Source organism: Gallibacterium genomosp. 2 (assembly GCF_000771895.1).
GTDB lineage: Bacteria > Pseudomonadota > Gammaproteobacteria > Enterobacterales > Pasteurellaceae > Gallibacterium.
Map to the genome: position 1 here is coordinate 20448 of NZ_JPXY01000030.1, position 7066 is coordinate 27513.

The 7066-nt window shown below is 37.0% G+C and carries 6 protein-coding genes; 4 read left to right on the plus strand and 2 right to left on the minus strand.

Annotated features, from left to right (window positions below):
- Positions 1–43: 43 nt before the first annotated feature.
- Positions 44–1801 carry an ABC transporter ATP-binding protein/permease gene (locus P375_RS06795; RefSeq protein WP_039135715.1) on the plus strand — a complete coding sequence of 586 codons (1758 nt, stop codon included), beginning with the start codon at positions 44–46 and terminating at the stop codon, positions 1799–1801.
- Between the two features lie 64 nt (positions 1802–1865).
- Here P375_RS06795 and asnA read toward each other — a convergent pair whose 3' ends face one another.
- Positions 1866–2858 carry an aspartate--ammonia ligase gene (asnA, locus tag P375_RS06800; RefSeq protein ID WP_013745932.1) on the minus strand — a complete coding sequence of 331 codons (993 nt, stop codon included), beginning with the start codon at positions 2856–2858 and terminating at the stop codon, positions 1866–1868.
- Positions 2859–3028: 170 nt separating this feature from the next.
- Complete coding sequence (locus tag P375_RS06805) at positions 3029–3289, minus strand: YfhL family 4Fe-4S dicluster ferredoxin (RefSeq protein ID WP_013745933.1); 261 nt, start codon at positions 3287–3289, stop codon at positions 3029–3031.
- Positions 3290–3520: 231 nt separating this feature from the next.
- On the opposite strand from P375_RS06805, the gene pgk reads away from it, so the two are divergent.
- From pgk to P375_RS06820, 3 genes are all read left to right on the plus strand, one after another.
- On the plus strand, positions 3521–4684 hold the full coding sequence (pgk, locus tag P375_RS06810; protein ID WP_018346233.1) for a phosphoglycerate kinase: 1164 nt from the start codon (positions 3521–3523) through the stop codon (positions 4682–4684).
- A gap of 60 nt (positions 4685–4744) precedes the next feature.
- On the plus strand, positions 4745–5827 hold the full coding sequence (gene fbaA / locus P375_RS06815; RefSeq protein ID WP_013745935.1) for a class II fructose-bisphosphate aldolase: 1083 nt from the start codon (positions 4745–4747) through the stop codon (positions 5825–5827).
- Between the two features lie 137 nt (positions 5828–5964).
- The coding region (locus tag P375_RS06820) for a sugar efflux transporter (RefSeq protein WP_245176438.1) at positions 5965–7066 on the plus strand (1102 nt) is incomplete at its 3' end.

The window sequence follows — 7066 nt, forward strand, 5'->3', positions numbered from 1 at the left end:
TACAGGTAAAGCCCTTTCTGAAAAAGGAAGGGCACATAAAAAAATGAATTGGCAAACCGAATTAAATACAAGTTTATCTTGGTTAATCAATGCGTTATTTTGGGTTTGTCTAGGATTATTCTTTCTTTCCCTAATCCTAAGATATACTTCATTTGGCAAAAATTTTTATTTGATAAATCAAGATTGCATTAAAAATTCGAATCACTATAAAATCATTTTTATGCTGATTGTACTTATTACTTTTATCCTATTAGAGGTACGAATCAGTGTATTAAATAGTTTTTTTTACAATGGGTTATATAGCTCTCTCCAAAATAAACAGGCTCAAGCCTTCTGGTTTTTTGCTTCAATCAATGCCCTGTTAGTTTTTATTAATATTCTTCGTTCTATTGTTAACAATCTCATCCGACAGATATTTGAAATTCGTTGGCTAGAAAAACTGAATGCCTCAATGCTTGAACGTTGGCTATCCCATAAAAACTATTATCGTCTTAAGTATGAATCAGACTTGCCCGACAATATTGACCAACGAATAGAACAGGATGCTAGAGATTTTGTTACTTCCACAATTGATCTAGTACGAGGTACAATTAATTCCATTATATCCACCATAGAATTTACAATTATTTTGTGGGGGCTTTCCGGTTTATTAGCGCTATTCGGTTTAGAAATACCTAAAGGTACAGTCTTCTTTATTTACCTTTTTATTCTTGTCGCCACTGCCATTTCCGTTTGGATCGGATTACCATTAGTAAAATTAAACTTTAACAAGGAAAAACTACAAGGAAACTATCGTTATTCTCTTATTCGTTTAAGAGATCACGCAGAAAGCATTGCCTTCTACCAAGGAGAAAAAAGAGAACACAATTTACTAAAGCAGAAATTCCAACAAATTATCCGGAATCGTTGGCGCATTGTTTTAAAAATGTTGGGATTAGATGGCTTTAATACCGGCGTATCAGAAACAGCTAAACTTTTACCTTTAATGCTACAAGCCCCTCGATTTTTTGCTGGTCAAGTAACCTTAGGAGATATGCATCAAACAGTACAAGCTTTTAATCGCTTAATGAGAGCGCTCTCATTTTTTCGCCTCTTTTATGAAGAATTTACATTATATCAAGCAAGGTTAAATCGTTTAGTTGGTTTTTTCAGTAAATTAGAACAATTGGAAGCACATTATCCTTTTTATCCTATTACCTATAGCAATCAACTTAAATTAACAAACTTCGGTTTAAAAAATAGTTATGGAGAAATTTTTCTTAAAAATATCAATATAACATTAAATAGCGGTGATTCTTTATTGATTAAAGGTGCATCTGGAACAGGAAAAACCAGTTTATTAAAAGCAATTGCCGGCATCTATCCTTTTGAAACATTAGGAGAAATAGAAATTCCCGTCTCAGGAGAAAAACTATTCTTACCACAACGCCCCTATCTGCCACAAGGTACACTTTATCAAGCCATCTGTTATCCAAATATTCAAACATCAGTGGAGCAAGTATGCACAGCAATGAAACAATGTAAGATGGACAAATATTTAACTCATTTACATCGGGAACTTGATTGGCAAGCAATTCTCTCACCTGGTGAATTACAACGTATTGCTTTTATACGAATTTTACTCAGCAAACCGACAGTAATTTTTCTAGATGAATCTACATCTGCACTGGATGAGCCAACAGAGCATTCCCTTTATTCACTCATCAAACAACAACTGCCACAGGCAATCATTATAAGTATCGGACATAGAAACACATTACAACAATTTCACCGACAATGCCTAAACCTAAATTTGATATAAAAAATAAGAGGAAACAAATTCATACTCTGTTTCCTCATTATTCTTCTTTTTCAATAATTATACATTAAAGAATATTTTCAAATTCCTCGAAGACCTGTTGTGGCCATACACTTGATTGCACTTCACCAATATGCTTTTTGTGCAATAAGAACATTACCATACGGGATTGACCGATACCGCCACCAATGGTTTGTGGCAATTTGCCATTAATTAAATCTTGGTGCCAAGAGAATTTTAAACGATCTTCATCGCCGGTAATCGCTAACTGACGGCGTAATGCGGCTTCATCTACACGAATACCCATTGAAGAAAGTTCAAATGCAGTGCCTAATTCTTCATTCCACACTAAAATATCGCCGTTTAAGCCCTTGTAATCGCCTTCTGATACGGTTGTCCAGTCATCATAATCCGGCGCACGCACATCGTGCGGTTTACCATCAGACAATTTTCCACCGATACCGATTAAAAAGACTGCGCCGTACTCTTTGCAAATCGCATTTTCACGTTGTTTATCTGTCATCCCCGGATAACGCTGCACGAGATCTTCAGTATGAACAAAAGTGATCTCTTTTGGTAAAGTGGTAGCAATATGGAAATGTTTTTCTACTAAAGCTTCGGTTTCACGGATCGCACGATAAATTGAACGAACAGTATCTTTTAAGTAATCCAATGTACGTAATCCTTCCGGAATAACGCGCTCCCAGTCCCATTGATCAACATAAACAGAGTGAGTACGATCCAAAGAATCTTCATCCGGGCGCAATGCTTTCATATGCACAAACAGCCCTTCACCCGGTTTAAAATCAAAACGGCCTAAGGTATGGCGTTTCCATTTTGCTAAAGAGTGGACAACCTCAAACACTTCACCTTCAATCTGTTTTACTTTAACCTGCACCGCTTTCTCTTTTCCGGAAAGGTTATCCTGAATACCGTTTCCCACTTGGCTGAGAATCGGCCCTTGTACCTCAACCAAACCTAAATGTTCTGCTAATTTTTCAGTAAAAGTGTTTTTAACAAAGCTAATTTCTTGTTGTTGTAAAATAAATGATTTTTTCATAATAAATGCTCTTTCTTCTTTTGATTCCATACACACATAATGCAAAGCATCACGTTTGAATGACGTGTATTATTCAATAAATAACAAATTTCGCAAAAACATTATTGTATTTGAGATAATTTAATTAGAATTTATTTAAAAAAGTAAGATTTTTTTAGATTTTTTCTAAATTAGAGCTTTTCGGCGTGATGAATAAGGACAAATCGCTCCCACAATTCATCCTGAGATTCTCGATGAGCCGGATCAGGAATAATACAACTGCTGATCGGGCACACTTTTTGACAGGTTGGTGTTTCATAATGCCCTACACATTCTGTACATAGCGCCGGATCAATCACATAAATCTCTTCACCAACAGAAATTGCATTGTTAGGGCACTCCGGTTCACACATATCACAGTTTGTGCATTTATCCGTAATTAATAATGCCATAAATTCGACACACTCTCCCTTTCACTTTCGTTTAAAAATCGGTTATTGTACACCGTTCGTCTATATTTTTATAACCGCTTTTTAAGCGATTTATTTTATTCACAAAAATAAATCAAACATTAATCAAATAATTTTGATCTAACCCACGCTTTTATCACAATGAGCTGCTATAATAATCGCATTATTTGAATTCAGAAATCACTCCTATTTAACTTTATAAGAGGGCTTAAAATGTCAGTAATTAAAATGACCGATCTCGATCTTGCAGGTAAACGTGTTCTTATCCGTGCGGATTTAAATGTTCCTGTTAAAGATGGCAAAATCACCTCTGATGCACGTATTAAAGCATCATTACCGACAATTAAATCAGCGTTGGAACAAGGTGCGAAGGTGATGGTAACTTCTCACTTTGGTCGTCCTACCGAAGGTGAATACAATGCTGAATTTTCATTACAACCGGTTGTTGACTATTTGAACAATCTTTTAGATGTTCCTGTTCGTTTGGCAAAAGATTACCTTGATGGTGTTGAAGTTGCTCCAAATGAATTGGTTGTATTGGAAAATGTGCGCTTCAACAAAGGTGAAAAGAAAGATGCTGACGATTTAGCACAAAAATATGCAGCACTCTGTGATGTATTTGTAATGGATGCTTTCGGTACTGCACATCGCGCACAAGCTTCTACTCACGGTGTTGCAAAATTTGCCCCTGTTGCTTGTGCCGGTCCGTTGCTTTCCAACGAACTGGATGCTTTAGGTAAGGCATTGAAAAATCCACAACGTCCGATGGTAGCAATTGTTGGTGGTTCTAAAGTTTCCACTAAATTAACCGTTTTAGATTCTCTTTCAAAAATTGCAGACCAGCTTGTTGTCGGTGGCGGTATTTCTAATACCTTTATCGCAGCACAAGGCAATAATGTCGGCTTATCACTTTATGAAAAAGACTTAATTCCTGAAGCGCAACGTTTAATGGCAAGCTGCAATATCCCTGTTGCGACTGATGTTCGCGTTGGTAAAGAGTTCTCTGAAACTGCAACTGCGACTGTAAAACCAGCAACAGAAGTGCAAGATGATGAAGAAATTCTAGATTTAGGTGATGAATCTGCACAACAACTTGCGGAAATCATTCGTAATGCAAAAACTATCCTTTGGAATGGTCCTGTCGGCGTATTTGAATTCCCTAACTTCCGTAAAGGAACTGAAATCGTAGCACGTGCTATTGCCGAAAGTGATGCCTTCTCCATTGCGGGCGGTGGCGATACTTTGGCTGCGATTGATATGTTCGGTATTGCTGATCAAATCTCTTATATTTCCACCGGTGGCGGTGCTTTCCTTGAATTTGTTGAAGGTAAAGTGTTACCGGCTGTAGAAATTCTTGAACAAAGAGCAAAAGGTTAATTATCGTTTTTTAGAAGGGGGAATATCCCCCTTCTTCTTCACTAAAAATAGGAAAATACTATGTCTAAAATTTTTGATTTCGTAAAACCTGGTGTATTAACTGGTGATGAAGTACAAAAAGTCTTTGCTTTCGCCAAAGAAAATAACTTTGCTATTCCTGCAGTAAACTGTGTGAACTCCGATTCTGTAAACGCAGTTTTGGAAACTGCTGCACGCGTTAAAGCACCGGTCATTATTCAATTTTCTAACGGCGGCGCTTCATTCTATGCCGGTAAAGGCATCAAATTAGCTGAAGGACAACGTGCTGATGTGCTTGGCGCTATCGCCGGTGCAAAACACGTTCACGCATTGGCTGAACATTATGGTGTTCCAGTTATCCTACATACCGACCACGCAGCGAAAAAATTGCTTCCGTGGATTGACGGCTTACTTGAAGCCGGTGAAAAACATTTCGCTGAAACAGGTAAACCTTTATTCTCTTCTCATATGCTAGACCTTTCAGAAGAACCATTAGAAGAAAATATCGAAATCTGCAAAAAATATCTTGCGCGTATGGATAAAATCGGAATGACTCTTGAAATGGAACTCGGTATTACCGGCGGTGAAGAAGATGGTGTTGATAATTCAGATCGTGACCCTATGGATCTTTATTCTAAACCAGAAGAAATCGATTTAGTTTACACAGAATTATCAAAAATCAGTTCACGTTTTACCGTTGCGGCAGCATTCGGTAACGTACACGGTGTATACAAACCGGGTAATGTAAAATTAACTCCGGTCATCTTGAAAAAAGGTCAGGACTATATCAAAGCTAAACACGGTTTAAGCACAGATAAGCCGGTTTCTTATGTATTCCACGGTGGTTCAGGTTCAAGCCACGCTGAAATTCAAGAAGCAGTTTCTTACGGCGTAGTTAAAATGAATATCGACACAGATACTCAATGGGCAACTTGGCACGGTATTTTAGAATATTACAAGAAAAATGAAGCTTATTTACAAGGTCAATTAGGTAACCCTGAAGGTCCTGATGCACCAAACAAAAAATTCTATGACCCACGTGTTTGGTTACGTAAAGGCGAAGAGTCAATGTCAAAACGCTTAGAACAAGCATTTGATGACTTAAATTGCCGCGACGTACTATAAGTTTATAAGCTATAAATAATAACGTTATATATATTCCTCAACCTAAATTTTGCCCCTGATTTTCAGGGGCATTTTTTCTTAAACGTATGAGCCACTCAAAAACAACATTAAAGCGGATCACATTTACTTTTCTATTAATGGCATTTTTAACCGGTATCGGTTCAGCATTTCAATTACCGGTAATGAGCCTCTTTTTAGCAAAAGAAGTGCACGTCTCCCCTTTTGCGGTAGGCTGCTTTTTTGCAGTAAATGCTTTTGTCGGTATTATTCTTGGACAAATTATCGGCTATTTTTCAGATCGCCTAAAAGACAGACGTTTACTTATTTTTGGTTGCAGTTTAATGGCTGCCGTCGGATATGTCATTTTTGCATTCAGTCGTAACTATTGGGTGTTGCTTACATTAGCAGTAACACTTTTTGGATTAGGTTCTGCCTCTAATCCACAGATTTTCGCCTTTGCCCGTGAATACGCCAACCGCAAACAACGACAAGCAATTATGTTTATGACAATAATGCGTGCGCAAATTTCTCTCGCTTGGATTATCGGGCCACCTCTCGCTTTTTGGCTAGCAATTAATAAAGGTTTCACTTTTTTATTTTTAATTGGTGCCATAGTATTTTTGTTAAGTGCTTGTTGCGGACGTTTTTTCCTGCCAAAAATCCGCCATAAAGAAAAAAATATTACTATGCTAACAAACATTGAAACATCTCCAGAGAATCGAACCGATATCATTTACCTTTCTGCAGTGTTAGTTATTATTTTTAGCTGTAATAGTATGTATTTAATTAATATGCCACTTTACATTACCAATCAATTACACTTACCTGAAAATTTAGCAGGAATTTTAATGGGAACTGCTGCCGGGTTAGAAATTCCAATTATGTTGCTTGCAGGATGGATGAATAAATATATTGATAAAAAACATTTAATGATGATAGCTATTTTATGCGGTGTAATTTTTTATCCATCACTTTTAGTTGTCACTTCCGACCGGGGATTATTGTTATTACAATGCTTAAACGCCGGATTAATCGGCATTGTTGCTACAATAGGAATGGCATATTTTCAAGATTTAATGCCAACAAAACTCGGTACAGCAACAACATTATTTACTAACTGTGCTAAAAGTAGTTGGATTTTAGGTGGTCCATTGGCAGGTACTATTGGCGGATTTTATAGTTATTACGATACATTTTATGTCTGTTCAGGGTTCATTTTCATCGCTTTGTTCTGTTTAT

What these genes read in the sequence shown, in the direction of transcription:
- fbaA (WP_013745935.1), top strand. Translation starts at nt 4,745, where the DNA reads ATGTCTAAAATTTTTGATTTCGTAAAACCTGGTGTATTAACTGGTGAT.
- P375_RS06805 (WP_013745933.1), bottom strand. Translation starts at nt 3,289, where the DNA reads ATGGCATTATTAATTACGGATAAATGCACAAACTGTGATATGTGTGAA.
- pgk (WP_018346233.1), top strand. Translation starts at nt 3,521, where the DNA reads ATGTCAGTAATTAAAATGACCGATCTCGATCTTGCAGGTAAACGTGTT.
- asnA (WP_013745932.1), bottom strand. Translation starts at nt 2,858, where the DNA reads ATGAAAAAATCATTTATTTTACAACAACAAGAAATTAGCTTTGTTAAA.
- P375_RS06795 (WP_039135715.1), top strand. Translation starts at nt 44, where the DNA reads ATGAATTGGCAAACCGAATTAAATACAAGTTTATCTTGGTTAATCAAT.